The organism is Acidovorax cavernicola, assembly GCF_003581445.1.
The window spans coordinates 40,166-55,200 of the sequence record NZ_QXMN01000042.1; the positions used below are offsets into that span (position 1 = coordinate 40,166).

23 protein-coding genes are annotated in these 15,035 nt (G+C 65.7%); 3 read left to right on the top strand and 20 right to left on the bottom strand.

What is annotated here, in order from left to right; translation table 11 throughout:
* Window positions 1–30 precede the first annotated feature (30 nt).
* The 6 genes from D3H34_RS25115 to D3H34_RS25140 all read right to left on the bottom strand — a co-directional run bounded on the left by D3H34_RS25115 (window position 31) and on the right by D3H34_RS25140 (window position 4,440).
* Window positions 31–495, bottom strand: coding sequence for a Spy/CpxP family protein refolding chaperone (locus D3H34_RS25115; RefSeq protein WP_095950136.1), 465 nt, complete (start codon window positions 493–495; stop codon window positions 31–33).
* A 71-nt stretch (window positions 496–566) separates the two neighbouring features.
* Window positions 567–950, bottom strand: a complete 384-nt coding sequence (locus D3H34_RS25120; RefSeq protein WP_205736804.1) for a DUF4148 domain-containing protein — start codon at window positions 948–950, stop codon at window positions 567–569.
* 249 nt (window positions 951–1,199) lie between these two features.
* A complete protein-coding gene (gene ptsP, locus D3H34_RS25125; protein WP_119556960.1) occupies window positions 1,200–3,011 on the bottom strand; it encodes a phosphoenolpyruvate--protein phosphotransferase in 1,812 nt (603 codons plus the stop codon).
* Window positions 3,012–3,021: 10 nt separating this feature from the next.
* Entirely contained in the window at window positions 3,022–3,291 is a 270-nt protein-coding gene (locus D3H34_RS25130) for an HPr family phosphocarrier protein (protein ID WP_119556961.1), read from the bottom strand.
* A complete protein-coding gene (locus D3H34_RS25135) occupies window positions 3,260–3,715 on the bottom strand; it encodes a PTS sugar transporter subunit IIA (protein WP_062478898.1) in 456 nt (151 codons plus the stop codon). The genes D3H34_RS25130 and D3H34_RS25135 overlap by 32 nt, the downstream gene beginning before the upstream one ends.
* Window positions 3,716–3,903: 188 nt before the next feature.
* Window positions 3,904–4,440 carry a hypothetical protein gene (locus D3H34_RS25140; RefSeq protein WP_119556962.1) on the bottom strand — a complete coding sequence of 179 codons (537 nt, stop codon included), beginning with the start codon at window positions 4,438–4,440 and terminating at the stop codon, window positions 3,904–3,906.
* A 109-nt stretch (window positions 4,441–4,549) separates the two neighbouring features.
* Between D3H34_RS25140 and D3H34_RS25145 the strand changes: the two genes are divergently transcribed.
* Entirely contained in the window at window positions 4,550–5,047 is a 498-nt protein-coding gene (locus tag D3H34_RS25145) for a TlpA disulfide reductase family protein (RefSeq protein WP_101493873.1), read from the top strand.
* Window positions 5,048–5,122: 75 nt separating this feature from the next.
* Here the strand turns inward: D3H34_RS25145 and D3H34_RS25150 are convergent, their stop codons facing one another.
* A complete protein-coding gene (locus tag D3H34_RS25150) occupies window positions 5,123–5,569 on the bottom strand; it encodes a c-type cytochrome (protein ID WP_119556963.1) in 447 nt (148 codons plus the stop codon).
* 168 nt (window positions 5,570–5,737) lie between these two features.
* Here D3H34_RS25150 and D3H34_RS25155 point away from each other — a divergent pair, with 168 nt between their 5' ends.
* Both D3H34_RS25155 and D3H34_RS25160 read left to right on the top strand, forming a co-directional pair.
* Complete coding sequence (locus D3H34_RS25155; RefSeq protein ID WP_119556964.1) at window positions 5,738–6,445, top strand: cytochrome b/b6 domain-containing protein; 708 nt, start codon at window positions 5,738–5,740, stop codon at window positions 6,443–6,445.
* A complete protein-coding gene (locus D3H34_RS25160; RefSeq protein ID WP_119556965.1) occupies window positions 6,442–7,032 on the top strand; it encodes a GNAT family N-acetyltransferase in 591 nt (196 codons plus the stop codon). The genes D3H34_RS25155 and D3H34_RS25160 overlap by 4 nt, the downstream gene beginning before the upstream one ends.
* A 111-nt stretch (window positions 7,033–7,143) precedes the next feature.
* Here D3H34_RS25160 and D3H34_RS25165 read toward each other — a convergent pair whose 3' ends face one another.
* From D3H34_RS25165 to D3H34_RS25225, 13 genes are all read right to left on the bottom strand, one after another.
* Window positions 7,144–7,650, bottom strand: coding sequence for a peroxiredoxin (locus tag D3H34_RS25165; RefSeq protein ID WP_099793517.1), 507 nt, complete (start codon window positions 7,648–7,650; stop codon window positions 7,144–7,146).
* Window positions 7,651–7,732: 82 nt separating this feature from the next.
* On the bottom strand, window positions 7,733–8,002 hold the full coding sequence (rpsQ, locus tag D3H34_RS25170) for a 30S ribosomal protein S17 (protein WP_062478880.1): 270 nt from the start codon (window positions 8,000–8,002) through the stop codon (window positions 7,733–7,735).
* Window positions 8,003–8,011: 9 nt separating this feature from the next.
* Window positions 8,012–8,221 (bottom strand): 50S ribosomal protein L29, encoded by a 210-nt coding sequence (rpmC, locus tag D3H34_RS25175; protein ID WP_119556975.1) that lies wholly within the window; start codon window positions 8,219–8,221, stop codon window positions 8,012–8,014.
* Between the two features lie 55 nt (window positions 8,222–8,276).
* Complete coding sequence (rplP, locus tag D3H34_RS25180) at window positions 8,277–8,693, bottom strand: 50S ribosomal protein L16 (protein ID WP_007838137.1); 417 nt, start codon at window positions 8,691–8,693, stop codon at window positions 8,277–8,279.
* Between the two features lie 52 nt (window positions 8,694–8,745).
* Entirely contained in the window at window positions 8,746–9,657 is a 912-nt protein-coding gene (gene rpsC / locus D3H34_RS25185; protein ID WP_062478877.1) for a 30S ribosomal protein S3, read from the bottom strand.
* A gap of 17 nt (window positions 9,658–9,674) precedes the next feature.
* Window positions 9,675–10,007, bottom strand: coding sequence for a 50S ribosomal protein L22 (rplV, locus tag D3H34_RS25190; RefSeq protein ID WP_019657678.1), 333 nt, complete (start codon window positions 10,005–10,007; stop codon window positions 9,675–9,677).
* Between the two features lie 9 nt (window positions 10,008–10,016).
* Window positions 10,017–10,295, bottom strand: a complete 279-nt coding sequence (gene rpsS, locus D3H34_RS25195) for a 30S ribosomal protein S19 (protein ID WP_007838132.1) — start codon at window positions 10,293–10,295, stop codon at window positions 10,017–10,019.
* A 10-nt stretch (window positions 10,296–10,305) separates the two neighbouring features.
* Window positions 10,306–11,130, bottom strand: a complete 825-nt coding sequence (rplB, locus tag D3H34_RS25200) for a 50S ribosomal protein L2 (RefSeq protein ID WP_119556966.1) — start codon at window positions 11,128–11,130, stop codon at window positions 10,306–10,308.
* Window positions 11,131–11,132: 2 nt separating this feature from the next.
* Window positions 11,133–11,468 (bottom strand): 50S ribosomal protein L23, encoded by a 336-nt coding sequence (gene rplW, locus D3H34_RS25205; RefSeq protein ID WP_056576559.1) that lies wholly within the window; start codon window positions 11,466–11,468, stop codon window positions 11,133–11,135.
* The gene (rplD, locus tag D3H34_RS25210; protein ID WP_119556967.1) at window positions 11,465–12,085 is read right to left on the bottom strand and encodes a 50S ribosomal protein L4; all 621 of its coding nucleotides are present in this window, start codon (window positions 12,083–12,085) and stop codon (window positions 11,465–11,467) included. The genes rplW and rplD overlap by 4 nt, the downstream gene beginning before the upstream one ends.
* The gene (rplC, locus tag D3H34_RS25215) at window positions 12,085–12,765 is read right to left on the bottom strand and encodes a 50S ribosomal protein L3 (RefSeq protein ID WP_119556968.1); all 681 of its coding nucleotides are present in this window, start codon (window positions 12,763–12,765) and stop codon (window positions 12,085–12,087) included. The genes rplD and rplC overlap by 1 nt, the downstream gene beginning before the upstream one ends.
* A gap of 236 nt (window positions 12,766–13,001) precedes the next feature.
* Complete coding sequence (locus D3H34_RS25220) at window positions 13,002–13,553, bottom strand: hypothetical protein (protein WP_119556969.1); 552 nt, start codon at window positions 13,551–13,553, stop codon at window positions 13,002–13,004.
* A 16-nt stretch (window positions 13,554–13,569) separates the two neighbouring features.
* A partial coding sequence (locus D3H34_RS25225; protein WP_286186212.1) for a hypothetical protein occupies window positions 13,570–15,035 on the bottom strand: 1,466 nt, incomplete at its 5' end.

Here is a 15,035-nt window from a genome sequence, read left to right on the forward strand (position 1 = left end):
AAGTGCGCGAAGCCTGGGGGTGAGCCAAGTTCAGCCATGACGGGACCAGCGGCGGCCGCCGCGCTCCATGAAGTCGCGCACCTTCTGTTGCTGCGCGGGATTCAGGTGGTCGAAGAAATCGGCGGCGGCGGCAATCACCTCGGGGCTGCCGGTGCGCACCACGGCGGTCTTCTCTTCGATCAGGCGCGCGGCACCGGCCTGGTCGAGCGTGTTGCCCGCGAACAGGGCCTTGAACTGCGAGCGCGGATCACCCGAACCGCCCGCGCCGCGCATCGCCTGGCGCTGCGCCTGCAGCTTCTCGGCCAGCACGGTGAGCTTCTGCTTCTGCGCGGCGTCGAGTTCGAGCTTGCTGCCGACACGTTCGACCATCTTGGCGCGGAACTCGGCGCTGTCGCCGCCCCAGCCGTGGCGATGGCCGGCACAACCGGCGATGCTGCCGGCCACGACGGCCAGGCCTGCGAATCCGAAAAGCGTTCGTTTGATCCAGTGCTTCATAGGGGTGCTCCTTCATGCGCCCCTGCGCGGGGCTTCGGTGATGGACGAGGCGACGATGGCGCCTCGTCGGTTCAGAGGCGGTTGCCGCTGTCGCGCGCGGCGGCGGCACGCGCGTCGACGGGGTTCTGCATCGTCGAGATGACCTTGCTGTTCACACGCGAGCCGGAGGTCACGTTCTGGTCGGGTGCGGCGGCGGTGCGCACGGCCTCGGCGATGACGCGGGCGCGGTCGGTGGACACGGCCACGGTCTCGGGGCCGCGCGAACCACGCACGACGTTCTGGTCGGGTGCCGCGGCGGTGCGCACGGCTTCGGCGTTGACATCGGCGCGGCTCATGGCCGACACGGGCGCGTGGACGCCCTCGTAGCTTTCAGCCTTGGCGCCGGCGGCGGCGAGCATGGCGAAGGAACCGACAGCGATGAGCTGGGCGAGGGGCAGGGACGACTTGACGATCATGATGCAGGCCTTTCTTTCAGGGGTTGGAAGAGGAGACCTGATGGTGCGCGTCGATGCCCGGCGAGTCCTTTCACCGCCGTATCGCCGTATTTCGGTTTGTTTCGTCTGGCTTGGCTCGCCCCCAGGCTGCGCGCACTTCGTGTCGCTTCGCCTACCCCCTACCGGGGGCAACACCGACGGCCCGGCAGAGCCGGTTCCGTGGTGTTCCTGGTACTGCCTCCCGCTGCGAAGGGCGGGGTGGTTGTGGGCTCAGCCCGCGAGTGCGGCAGCGGGGTCGTCCGCGTCGAGCACGCCCTTTGCCCAGGGCTCGAGCTTGCCGGTGTCGGCGCGCAACACTTCCTGCTTCACGGCGAGGATGCGCGAGGGGTGCATCGAGAAGCTGCGCAGGCCCAGGCCCAACAGCAGTCGCGTGAAGGCCACGTCGCCGGCCATCTCGCCGCACACCGACACACCCTTGCCCTGCCGGCGGCACTCGGTGATGGTGTCGGCCACGAGCTTGAGCACGGCGGGGTGCGCCGGGTCGTACAGGTGCGCGACGGCTTCGTCGGCGCGGTCGATGGCCAGCGTGTACTGGATCAGGTCGTTGGTGCCGATCGACAGGAAGTCGAAGTGCTTCAGGAAGGTCTTGAGCGTGAGCGCGGCGGCCGGGATCTCGATCATGGCGCCGAGCTTGAGCGGGCCGTACACCGCGCCGCGGCTGTCGAGTTCGGCGCGCGCGAAGTCGATCAGCGACAGCGTCTGGCGGATCTCGCTGGCGTGCGCGAGCATCGGAATCAGCAGGTGGATCTCGCCGTGCGCCGCCGCGCGCAGGATGGCGCGCAGCTGCGTGAGGAACATCGCCGGATCGGCCAGGCTCCAGCGGATGGCACGCAGGCCCAGCGCGGGATTCAGGTGCTCCTGCTTGCTGGCCGACTTGCCATCGAGTGGCTTGTCGGCGCCCACGTCGATGGTGCGGATGGTGACGGGCATGCCCTGCATGCCCTCGACCGCGCGCGTGTAAGCCTGGTATTGCTCTTCTTCATCGGGCAGGCGCGTCTGGCGCGCCGAGTTCTCGCGGCCCATGAAGAGAAACTCGCTGCGGAACAGGCCCACGCCCACGGCGCCAGCCTTGACGGCACCGGCCGTGTCCTCGGGCATCTCGATGTTGGCCAGCAGTTCGACGCGCTGGCCGTCGAGCGTGACGGCGGGCTTGTGGCGCAGCCGCGCGAGCCGGCCGCGTTCGAGGTCGCCCTGGCGCTGCTTGAAGCCGTACTCGGCCAGGATGATCGGCGAGGGGTCGACGATCATCACGCCGGCCTCGCCGTCGATGATGACCCAGTCGTCCTGGCGCACCAGCTGGCTCGCGGAACGCGCACCGACGATGGCCGGGATGTCCATGCTGCGCGCGACGATGGCGGTGTGCGAGGTGCGCCCGCCCACGTCGGTGACGAAGCCCGCGAACACGCTCTTCTTGAACTGCAGCATGTCGGCCGGCGAGAGGTCGTGCGCGATCAGCACCAGCGGCACGTCGAAGCCGTCGCCCGCGGTGGGATCGTGGTCCTCGTCGTCCTGGTCGTGTGAGGCGGCGGCGCGCTTGCGTCGCGGCGGGCTCGGCGCGAGCACGGCGGCCGTGCCCTTCATGCGATGCAGCATGCGCTCGACCACCTGTTCGAGGTCGGCCTTGCGCTCGCGCAGGTACGGATCCTCCATCTCGTCGAACTGGCGCGCGATGACTTCGAGCTGCGTGGTCAGCGCCCATTCGGCGTTGTACAGCCGGTCGCTGACCCAGTGCTTCACGCCGCCGCTCAGGGCCTCGTCCTGCAGCAGCATCTGGTGCACCTCGAGCAGCGCCGCCAGCTCGTGCGGCGCGTCGTTCGGGCCCATCTGCGCCACGCTGGCCTGCAGCTTGGTGAGCTCGTCGGCCACCGCGTTGCGTGCGGTGCGCACGCGGTCGATCTCGGTCTCGATCTCCTCGGGCTTGATGAAGTAGTGCGCCACGTCGATGCGGCTGGACACCACCAGCACCGCGCGGCCGATGGCAATGCCACGGGCGACAGGGAGACCGTGGACTGCGAAGGTCATGCCAAAGTCCTTATTCGCCTTCGCCGAACTTGTCGTCCATCAGCTGGACGATCGCGTTCATCGCTTCTTCTTCCTGCGGACCGTTGGTCTCGAGCTCGACGGTCACGCCGAGCCCGGCGGCCAGCATCATGACGCCCATGATGCTCTTAGCGTTGATGCGGCGGTCGCCGCGCGACAGCCACACCTCGCAGGGGAAGCTGCCGGCAAGCTTGGTCAGCTTGGCCGATGCGCGTGCATGCAGGCCCAGCTTATTGCTGATGGTCACGGATTTCTTGATCACTGTGCTTTCTTTTCGCCTGGTTCTGGGGAGCCGCCACCGCCACCTGCATGACGCCGGCGGTGCCGCCCGCGAGGGCACGCTGCACCAGCGTGTCCAGCGGTTCGTGGCGGTAGGTGACGGCGCGCAGCAGCATCGGCAGGTTGACACCGGCCACGAGCCGCGAGCGCACGCCGTCCACCAGCTTCTGCGCGACGTTGCAGGGCGTGGCGCCGAACACGTCGGCCAGCACCAGCACCTGCGAACGCGGCGCGTGCAGTTGCTGCGCCAGCGTGATGCGCGCGGCAGCCAGCGTTTCCTCCGGCGACACGTTGGGCAGCACGTCGAGCGCCACGACCGCCTGCTCGCAGTCGGGGAACACGTGCAGCGCGCATTGCCGCAGCGCCTGTGCGAACGGGGAATGGGCAATGATGAGGATGCTGTTCATGCGGCTCGGAGGACGACGCGTCGATTATGCGGGGGCGCCCCAAGGAAGTAGAGACATGGAAGACACAACGCGGCAGCCAGGGACTACGGCCATGGCACGCGGATGGCCGGGGCGCTCGTTGGCTCGGCGGCAACAGCTATGAAAACGATAGCTGCGCCGGGCATGGCGGCCTGCCGGCCGACCCGGGTTCATGGCAGGCGCAGGCCCTCGAAGAAGGTCTTGGCCGCTTCCGGCGAAGACGGCCGGCCCAGCACGGTGGCCTGGTAGAGCGACATGCTGCCGTCCTTCTGCGATTGCGCGAACCAGAGCACCTGGACCGGCGCCACGCCCTTCTGCGCCGACAGTCCGTCAAGCCGGATCGGTGCGGGCACTGCCGTAGCGCGCGGCAGCGTGGCCGGTCCCTCGATCACCTGCGCCACGCCCAGCTGGCCGCGCGTGGCCGTGCGCCAAGCCGTGAGCCAGGCCTCGGCCTGCGCCGGGCTGGTGGCCACGGCGTGGGCCACGGCGAAGGTCGCGCCACCGGCTTCGCAGCCGGTCATGTCGACCTGCACCGACTCGGCGCCCAAAGGCAGCGCGCGCTGGGCACGGTCGGCCTTGCAAGGCAGCAGCGCGACCAGGCCGGCGTCGGCGATCGGCACTTCGCGCCAGTTGAAGGTGGGGCTGCAGGCCCCCAGCACGGCGGCCAGGGCCAGCACGGGCCAGGAAGGGGAAGGAAGCGATGGCATCGGAGGGCGATTATCGAACGCTCTCCCGAGGGATCGAGGGGAAAAGGGCCGCGCCCACGCGATCCGGCACGCGGAACTAAAATCGCCCCGCTTCTCTCATTCAGGTGCCATGAAAAAATACATCGCTGCCGCCGCCGTCGTGATCGCCCTGGCCGCCGGCGTGGGCGTGTACCTCGGTTCAGGCAGCACGGCCGCTCCGGCCTCGACCTTCGTGCTGCTCGACGGCACCACCAAGAGCACGGCCGACCTGAAAGGCAAGGTCACGCTGGTCAACTTCTGGGCCACGAGCTGCGTGACCTGCGTGGCCGAGATGCCGAAGGTGATCTCGACCTACGACAAGTACAAGGCCAAGGGCTACGACACGCTGGCGGTGGCCATGAGCTACGACCCGCCGAGCTACGTCGTCAACTTCGCCGAAACCCGCAAGCTGCCATTCAAGGTGGCAATCGACAACACCGGCAGCGTGGCGCAGGCCTGGGGCGACGTGAAACTCACGCCCACCACCTTCATCGTCAACAAGAAGGGCGAGATCGTGAAGCGCTATGTGGGCGAGCCTGATTTCGCGGAACTCCACAAGCTGATTGAAAAGCTGCTGGCCGAGGCCTGATCGGCCTTCTGCCCCAAACAAAAAGGCGCTCCGCGGAGCGCCTTTTTTGTTGCAGAAGCCGGTGGAGCCAGTGGCTTACTGGTTGCGGAAGCTGTCGTGGCAGGCCTTGCAGCTCGCGCCGGTCGGGCCGAACTGGGCCTTGAGGGCATCGATGTTGCCGGCCTTGGCGGCGGTGACGAGCTTGCCGGTTTCGGCGATCACCTTGTCCTGGTGCTCCTTGAACTTCGCGGCTTCCTTCCAGACCTCGGGCTTAGCCTTGCCGCCCTCGGTGCCGGCGCCGAAGCCGGCCCAGGGCAGCTTGGCCATGTCGGCCACGACCTCGGCATTGGCTGCTGCTGCGGCGGCGTCGTAGGGCACGCGGCCATTGGCCATGGCGCCGAGGCGGCCGAAGTGCTGGCCCATCACGAACAGCGCGCTCTGGCGGTACTTGATGGCGTCCTCGGGCTTGGCGAACTGTGCCGCGGCGGGCAGGGACATCACAGCGCAGGCGGCTGCGAGGGCGAGCGAAGCAAAACGGATCATCGTGGGTCCTTCCTTCAGGGTGTGGGGGTTTCGGCACCGTCGAACGCGATGCTGCTGGCAGTGTAGGGGTTGCCCGTGTCGGGCGCATAGCAACAACCCGGTGCAACGATCGGGCCGGACTTTGCTAATCTGCGCCTTCCGCAGCCTCGCGCCCCGGCGCCTTTTTCGATGACCGACACCCTCTCGGTGGCCCGCACACGCGTCTGGGACCTGCCGACCCGCCTCTTTCACTGGGCGCTCGCCTTCGCCGTGATCGGCCTGATCGTGACGGGCCTGAACGGCATCATGGAATGGCATTTCCGCCTCGGCTACACCGTGTTGGCGCTGTTGCTGTTCCGGCTGGTCTGGGGCTTCGTGGGCGGGCGCTGGTCGCGCTTTGCGGCATTCATCTACGCGCCAGGCTCGGTGATCGCCTACCTGCGCGGCAAGGCCCATCCCGACCACCTGATCGGCCACACGCCGCTGGGCGCGCTGTCGGTGTTCGCGGTGCTGGCGCTGCTGATCCTGCAGGTCGCCACCGGGCTGATGGCCGACGACGAGATTTCCGCCTCCGGCCCGTTGACCCGCTTCGTCTCGGGCGCGATGGTGAGCCTGGCCACCGGCTGGCACAAGGCGCAGGGCAAATGGATCGTGATCGTCCTCGTGAGCCTGCATGTGCTGGCGGTGCTGTTCTATGTGCTGGTGAAGCGGCACCGGCTGGTCGGACCGATGCTGTCGGGCGACAAGCTGGTGATCGCGGGCCCGGCCTCCAACAAGAATGGCAATGGGAACGGCGTGGCCCCGAGCCGCGACGATGCGGCATCGCGCACGCTGGCGCTGTTGCTGTTCGCGCTGTGCGCAGGCGTGGCGTTCTGGGTGGCGTCGTTGCGGCTATGAGCGGCTTTTCCGTCTCCCGTCCGCTGCCGCTGTCGGACACGCCGGCTGTCGTGCTCCTCGTGCCCGACGCACCCCATGAATTCGACGCCGTGCGCGCAATCTTCCGCGACTACGCGGGATCGCTGGCCATCGACCTCGACTTCCAGGATTTCGACGGCGAGCTGGCCGACTTGCCCGGCGAATACGCCGATCCGCGCGGCACGCTGCTGCTGGCGCTGGTCGACCCCACCCACGTGAACGAAGACGCGGGCCGCGCCGCGCCCACGTTGAAGCGCGCCGACGGCACGCTTGCTCATGTCGCGGGCTGCTGCGCGCTGCGACCACTCGACAACACAGACTACGCCAACGCTGCAGAGATGAAGCGCCTGTATGTACGCCCCGGGTTCCGGGGCCTCGGGCTCGGCCGGCAGCTGGCCGAAACCATCCTCGATGCCGCACGCAGCGCAGGCTACGCCTGCGTGCTGCTCGACACCCTCGACGACATGGAGTCGGCGCGTGCCCTCTACGAAGACCTGGGCTTCGCGGAAGTGCCGCCCTACTATCACAACCCCGTCGCCGGGGCTCACTACCTGAAGGTGGACCTTTAGCTCGCCCCCAGGCTGCGCGCACTTCGTGTCGCTTCGCCTTCCCTCTACCGGGGGCGGACCGGCCGCTTCGGGCAGCCGTGCGCGGCGGCCCCCACGAAGAATCCGGGTTTATCAGCCGCGGGCTTGTGCGAGAAGCGTGTCGGCGTCGCTCACTTCGAACTTGCCCGGGCCTTCGACGTTCAGCGTCGCGACCTTGCCGTCCTTCACGAGCATCGAGTAGCGGTTGCTGCGCAGGCCCATGCCACGACCGGTCAGGTCGAGCGTGAGGCCGGTGGCCTTGGCGAAATCGGCGCTGCCGTCAGCCAGCATGCGCACCTTGGCGCCGGTCTTCTGGTCGCGCGCCCAGGCGCCCATCACGAAAGCGTCGTTCACGCTCACGCACCAGATCTCGTCCACACCGGCGGCCTTGAAGTCGTCGAAGTGCTGCACGTAGCCGGGCACGTGCTTGGCCGAGCAGGTGGGCGTGAAGGCGCCGGGCAGCGCGAACAGCGCGATGGTCTTGCCAGCCGTGGCCTTGGCGACGTCGACTGCGTTCGGGCCGATGCTGCAGCCCTCGCCCTCGACTTCGGAATATTCCTGCAGGGTGGCCGAAGGAAGGGTGTCGCCGACTTTGATCATGTGAATGCTCCTGAAAAAGAAAAACGGCCCACATTGTGGGCCGTTTCCGGATGGGTTGCCTCGAGGGCGACCAAGAGCCTGATCAGACCAGGACGGCCTTCTCGACCAGACGGGTCACGACCCAGTTCTTGGTCTTCGAGATCGGACGGCTTTCCGTGATCTCGATGGTGTCGCCGAGGTGGTACTCGCCCTTTTCGTCATGGGCGTGGTACTTGCTCGTCTTGGCCACGATCTTGCCGTAGAGCTCGTGCTTCACACGGCGCTCGACCAGCACGGTCACGGTCTTGGCACGCTTGTCGCTGACCACCTTGCCGATCAAGGTGCGCTTGAGGGATTTTTTAGCTTCCGTCATGTTCACTCCTTACTTGGCGGCTTGGGCTTCTTGCTCTTTCTGAGCAAGAATGGTCTTGGCGCGTGCGATGTCGCGACGCGTCACGCGCAGCGTCGTGGTGTTCGACAACTGTTGCGTGGCTTTCTGCATGCGCAGGCCGAAGTGGGCCTTCTGCAGATCCTTGATTTCGGCTTGCAGGCCTGCGACGTCCTTCGTGCGCAGGGTTGCGGCCTTCGTCACCTTGGCCGAAGCCGCGGTTTCTTTCTTCTTACGTGTTGCCATGGATGTTCTCCTCTCAGGCGCCGAGCTGGCGAGCGACGAACGTCGTGCGCAGCGGAAGCTTGGCGGCGGCCAGGCGGAACGCTTCGCGGGCGAGTTCTTCGGGCACGCCGACGATCTCGAACACGATCTTGCCAGGCTGGATTTCAGCGACGTAGTACTCGGGGTTGCCCTTACCGTTACCCATCCGCACTTCGGCGGGCTTGGTCGAGATCGGCTTGTCCGGGAACACGCGGATCCAGATACGGCCACCGCGCTTCACGTGACGCGAAATCGCGCGACGAGCGGCTTCGATCTGGCGCGCCGTGAGGCGGCCGCGGTCGGTGCATTTGAGACCGAAGTCACCGAACGCAACCGAGTTACCTGTGGTTGCGATGCCGGTGTTGCGGCCCTTTTGTTCCTTGCGGAACTTTCTGCGTGCAGGTTGCAGCATGTTTTGTTACTCCGTGAGGGCCCCAGGCACTTACGTGCCCGGGAGCGACCGATTACTCGGTCTTGGCACCGTCCGCTGCTGCAGCGGGCGCGGCTTTGCGGACGCGCTTAACGGCGGGTTTCGAGTCTGCACCGGCACCGCCGGTTGCTTCTGCGGGCTTGTCGCTGCCATCGGCCGGAGCGGTGTTGCCACCGATCGGACCACGGGCACCGGCACGGGGGCCAGGACCACGACGGTCGCCACCCGGACGGTCGCCAGGGCGACCATCGCGGCGGGGACCACGCGGGCGGCGCTCTTCGTCCGGACGCGGCGTTTCGACGGCCGGCAGGTCGTTGCGACCCAGCGTGTCGCCCTTGTAGACCCAGACCTTGACGCCGATGACGCCGTAGGTGGTCTTGGCTTCCGAGGTGCCGTAGTCGATGTCGGCGCGCAGGGTGTGAAGCGGCACGCGGCCTTCGCGGTACCACTCGGTACGTGCGATTTCGATGCCGTTCAGGCGGCCAGCCGACATGATCTTGATGCCCAGGGCACCCAGACGCATGGCGTTCTGCATGGCGCGCTTCATGGCGCGGCGGAACATGATCCGCTTTTCGAGCTGCTGCGTGATGCTGTCGGCGATCAGCTGCGCATCGATTTCGGGCTTGCGCACTTCTTCGATGTTGACTGCCACCGGCACGCCGAGCTGCTTGCCCAGTTCGCGCTTGAGGTTCTCGATGTCTTCGCCCTTCTTGCCGATCACGACGCCCGGACGAGCCGAGTAGATCGTGATGCGCGCGTTCTTGGCGGGACGCTCGATCATGACGCGCGACACCGAAGCGTTCTTCAGCTTCTTCTTCAGGTATTCGCGAACCTTGATGTCTTCGGCCAGCATGCCCGCGAAATCGCGGTCGCTTGCGTACCAACGGCTGGACCAGTTACGGGTGACCGCAAGGCGGAACCCGGTTGGGTGGATTTTCTGTCCCATGTTTCTTCCAGGCCTTCTTAGTTGCCAACCGTCACGTACACATGGCACGTGGGCTTGCTGATGCGATTGCCGCGACCCTTGGCGCGCGCCGTGAAGCGCTTGAGCGTTGCACCTTGCTCGACGTAGATGGTCTTGACCTTCAGCTCGTCGATGTCGGCACCGTCGTTGTGCTCGGCGTTGGCGATGGCCGACTCGAGCACCTTCTTCACGATCACAGCGGCCTTCTTCTGCGTGAATTGCAGAATGTTGAGCGCTTGATCAACCTTCTTGCCGCGGATCAGGTCCGCGACCAGACGGCCCTTGTCGACCGACAGGCGGACACCGCGGAGGACTGCACGTGTTTCAGACATGGTCGTTCCTTACTTCTTCTGGACTTTTTTGTCCGCGGGGTGCCCCTTGAACGTGCGTGTGAGCGCAAATTCGCCGAGCTTGTGGCCGACCATCTGGTCGGTGATGTACACGGGCACGTGTTGCTTGCCGTTGTGCACGGCGATGGTCAGACCGATGAACTCGGGCAGGACCATCGAGCGACGCGACCAGGTCTTGATCGGCTTCTTGTCCTTGGTCGTCACGGCCTTGTCGGCCTTGGCCACGAGGTGGTGATCGACGAACGGACCCTTTTTGAGAGAGCGAGTCATTGGCTATCCCTTACTTCTTGCGACGCGACACGATGAAGACCTGCGTGCGCTTGTTGTTACGGGTGCGATAGCCCTTGGTCAGGTTGCCCCACGGGTCGACAGGGTGGCGGCCTTCGCCAGTCTTGCCTTCGCCACCACCGTGCGGGTGGTCGACCGGGTTCATCACCACGCCGCGAACGGTCGGGCGAATACCCATGTGACGCTTCACACCGGCCTTGCCAAGCTGGCGCAGGCTGTGTTCTTCGTTGGCCACTTCACCAATGGTCGCGCGGCATTCGATGTGAATGCGACGGACTTCGCCCGAACGCATGCGGACCTGGGCGTACACGCCTTCACGGGCCAGCAGCGTGGCCGAGGTACCGGCCGAACGTGCGATCTGCGCGCCCTTGCCGGGTTGCAGTTCGATGCAGTGGATCGTCGAACCCACGGGGATGTTGCGGATCGGCAGGGTGTTGCCGGCGCGGATCGGGGCTTCGGCGCCCGACATCAGCGTGGCACCAGCTTCCAGACCGCGCGGGGCGATCACGTAGCGGCGCTCGCCGTCGGCGTAGCAGACCAGAGCGATGTGGGCGGTGCGGTTCGGGTCGTACTCGATGCGTTCGACCTTGGCCGGGATGCCGTCCTTGTTGCGCACGAAGTCGACAACGCGGTAGTGGTGCTTGGCACCACCGCCACGATGGCGGATCGTGATGTGACCGTTGTTGTTACGGCCGGCCTTCTGGAACTGGGGTTCCAACAGGGCTGCGTGAGGAGCACCCTTGTGCAGGTGGTCACGCGAAATCTTCACCGCGCCGCGTTGGCCCGGCGAAGTGGGTTTCATCTTGATGACGGCCATGATTAAGCGCCTTCCCCGACGAGGTTGAGCTCTTGACCGGCCTTCAGCGTCACATAAGCCTTGCGAACGTTGTCGCGGCGGCCGATGGACTTGCCAAAGCGCTTGGTCTTGCCCTTGGTGTTGAGCACCGACACGCCCTGGACTTCGACCTTGAACATCAGTTCAACAGCGGCCTTGATCTCGGGCTTAGTGGCGTCTTGCAGCACCTTGAAAGTGACAGCATTCGACTTCTCGCCGACCATCGTGGCCTTTTCGGACACGATCGGTGCGACCAGCACGTTCATGAGACGGCCTTCGTCGAACTTGCGTTGTGCAGGGGTGGGGTTCACGCGGCTCATGCGAACATCTCCTTGAGCTTGTCGACGGCACCCTTGGTGACCAGCACCTTCTTGTAGTGAACCAGCGACACCGGATCGGCGTAACGGGGTTCGACCACGAGAACGTTGACCAGATTGCGCGAGGCAAGATACAGGTTTTCGTCGACTTCTTCGGCGATCACGAGCACGGACTCGAGATTCATTGCCTTGAAACGGGCTGCCAGCGGCTTCGTCTTGGGCGAATCCACCGTCAGCGAATCGACCACGGCCAGACGGCCTTCGCGAGCGAGCTGCGAGAAGATGGACGCCATACCGGCGCGGTACATCTTCTTGTTGATCTTCTGCGAGAAGTTTTCGTCAGGCATGTTCGGGAAGATCCGGCCGCCTCCGCGCCACAGCGGCGAGGACGTCATACCGGCACGGGCGCGGCCCGTTCCCTTTTGCTTGAAAGGCTTCTTGGTCGAGTGCTTGACCTGCTCGCGGTCCTTCTGGGCGCGCGTGCCTTGGCGGGCGTTGGCCTGGAATGCAACGACGATCTGGTGGACCAGGTCTTCGTTGTAGTCACGGCCGAACACGGTCTCGGGGGCGTCGTACTTCGACGCGGCCTGGCCTTGTTCGTTCAGGAGTTCGAGTTGCATTACTTCGCTCCTTCAGCCGCTTGCGGCTTGGCCTTGATGGCGGGACGCACGGTGACGAAGCCACCCTTCGAACCCGGGATCGCGCCCTTGATGAGCAGCAGTTGACGCGCTTCATCGATGCGGAACACGTCGAGGTTTTGCGTCGTGCGAGTGACGTCGCCGAGGTGGCCCGTCATGCGCTTGCCGGGAAACACGCGACCAGGGTCTTGCGCCATACCAATCGAGCCGGGCACGTTGTGCGAACGGCTGTTACCGTGCGACGCACGCTGCGAGCTCATGTTGTGGCGCTTGATCGTGCCAGCGTAGCCCTTGCCGATGGTCGTGCCTTGCACGTCCACCTTCTGGCCCACGGAGAACACGCTGCTTGCCGCGATCACGCCGCCAGCCTTGTGCTGACCTGCGGTATCGGCGGTAACGCGGAATTCCTGGATGATTTCGCCTGCTTCGACACCTGCCTTGGCGAGGTGGCCGGCTTCGGGCTTGGTCACGCGCGATGCTTTGCGCGAACCGAACGTCACTTGCAGGGCGACGTAGCCATCGGTCTCTTGGGACTTGATCTGGGTCACACGGTTGTTGGACACATCCACCACCGTGACAGGAACTGCGTCCCCATCATCGGTGAAGAGACGCATCATCCCCACCTTGCGGCCCAGCAACCCGAGGGAGTTGCTCAGACTCATTTGTTTTCTCCAAAAATGGAAGACTTCCTTCGCCGCTGCCACTTCAATTGGCGACAGCGTTTGGCTGGTTTCCCGGCCTGCGAGGGAAGGTTGATAAATCTCTGCCTGCATTGCGCCCGCACGGACGCAACAAGGGCAGAGCCAGAGATTATAGCCCGCAGTCGAGTCGGGGCGCAAGTAGCCCCTTGGAGGCCGGATTCAGGGGCTTCCGGCCCTGCGGGGGGCCGGTTTCAAGCCTATTTCGCAGGCTGCGAAATGATGTTTTCGCCGTCCGGGAGCGACTTGACCTCTCCGCCGGCCTTCATGGCAGGAGCCGCCGTGCCGGTCTGGATCGGGATGGAAATGGCGCTGGTTCGGCCGCCCTGCTTGATGAACACGTTCAGGTAGGCCAGGCCATCGCCCCGGCTGACCACGGTCACGGAGGCGTCAGAGCGCTGCCCCGGCGACAGGCTGAACGAGGCACTGCCCGACAGCGTCAGGCCGGCGTCGACGCTCAGCGTGACGCTGGCGCCCGCCGGATCGCTGACGCCATCGAACTGCAGCACCACCACGGTCGGCTTGCCGGCCTGCGGGGTGCCGTCCAGCCGGTACTGCAGCTTGACGCCGGAGTCATTGGGTTTTCTCGACGCTGTCGCCCAGGTGGAGGCCGCACCCTTTGAGGCCGAAGACGACAGCTTCGCGGTGGTGTGCGCCTGCGGCATCCCGTCGGCCAGAGCGGGCACCGGGAGTGCGGACAGTGCAAGCCCCGACAACGCGGCGGCCAGAGAGAGGCGAGTGTTCAGGATCATCGCGAGCCTTCCCTTCCTATTGAACGAGTACGCTGAGGCACAGCGGCGAAGCAGAAGAGGCCGTCATCGCGGCATCCCGTACTGCCAGAACGTACTCGCCCGCGCTCAGGCTGACCCGATTGCCCGACCGGGCGATTTCCCCGCCCCGGAAGACGTCGAAGTCCGGCAGCGTGGCACCTCCGACCGTGACCCGATAGTCCCGGTTCGCCGGCGCGGTGAAGCGCAGGTAGGCAATGTTGCCGTGCTTGTTGCCCGTGCCGGCCGTGTTGGAGACGCAGACGTTGTTGACTGTCGCGTTGATCGCCAATGGCGTGTACATCGGCAGCGCGGTGGGCACTCCGCCATCATTCGACTCGCCCGCGCCAAACGCGTCACTGGAGGTGATGTTCTGAGCGCTCAACAGGCTCGTCAGCGCCGAGGCATTGTCGGACGACGTCGCCTTGAACGCTGCGGCGAAGGCGTGGATCGACGTGACAGGCGCGCCGCTGCGGAACTGGAAGCCGGTCAGCGTGTCATGGATGGGCTTGAAGCCGGCTTGCCTGTTGAGGTTCCACAGAATTGACTGGATCGACAGTTCACGGAACCAGCCCGGGCTGCCGCTCGGCGGTCCGACGGACAGATCCAGTCGCCCCCCGTCGCTCTGCTGCACACCGGTCGAGTCCACGTAGTTGCTTCGATTCAGCGCGATACCCGACCACGCATTGCCCCAGCCCTCGGAGAAGGCGAGCCGCCGGTCCAGGCGATCGTCCCCGTCGTGATTGCCGCCCATCGAATCGTCCCGACTGAAGGCCGACTGGTAGTAGTGTCCCCATTCATGCGCGATCACCGGCGCATCGAACTCGTCGGTATCGACGTCTTCCTTGCCGAGCACATAGATCTGCCGGCCGTTGTCTCCGTTGTTGAAGAAGAAGGTCGTGCCGATCTGCCCCGCCGCCAGGCTACCGGCCGACGGCGCGTTGTTGACACTCCAGAAGACCTTCAGCAAAGGAAAGGCCGAAGCCGGCGCCACCGACAGCACCTTCTGCATGGACGTGTAGACCGTGTCGAGCACCGCGAACGGCGCTGCCACGCGCGTCCCGCTGTAGCGCGAGCCGTCCCAGCCGCTGTCCGCGCGCAGGTCGCGCGTCAACGCCGCACTTCCCGACGAGAAGCTCGCCGACTGCATCGAATAGAGCGCGTCGCTGCGGGTGTTGTCGCGCACCGTCACATCCCAGGTGGCGCCCGGGCCAGTCCGGGTCAGTTGGGCTCGCACGCGGACAGCGATGTTCGTGTTGGCCGGCACCGAGACGGAGTAGTTGCCACCGTCATCCGTGGTCGTCACGGCGAGCTGCGCCGATGTGTTGGCATCGAGCACTTCCACCGTGGCGCCACGCACCGGCTTGGCTGTGGTGCTCGCGTAGAGGAGCGGGCCGTTGTTGTTCGGCACCGAGTCGTAGGTGGCCTTCCCGCTCAAGGCGACCGGGTTCAGCACGATCGGCAGGC